The following is a 277-nucleotide window of genomic DNA, read 5'->3' on the forward strand; positions in this document are numbered from 1 at the left end:
GATGTCATCGCGATTGGTAAGATCAATGACATCTATGACGGTGAAGGCGTATCAGAAGCAATCCGTACAAAGAGCAATATGGACGGTATGGATCAGCTGATGAACGTAGTGAAGAAGGACTTCAAAGGCTTAAGCTTCTTGAACTTGGTAGACTTTGACGCGCTATATGGTCATCGTCGAGATAAACCAGGCTACGCGCAAGCGTTGAAGGACTTCGACGAACGTTTACCGGAACTGTTGGACAACATGCGTGAAGACGACCTGTTGATTATCACAG

Annotated in this window: 1 pseudogene; it reads left to right on the forward strand. The window is 46.2% G+C overall.

Features of this window, described 5'->3' with window-relative positions:
* Positions 1-277: pseudogene (locus tag CD122_RS11465) on the forward strand (phosphopentomutase); the annotation flags it as partial.

Origin of the sequence: Staphylococcus rostri (genome assembly GCF_002902145.1) — a bacterium.
Lineage (GTDB): Bacteria > Bacillota > Bacilli > Staphylococcales > Staphylococcaceae > Staphylococcus > Staphylococcus rostri.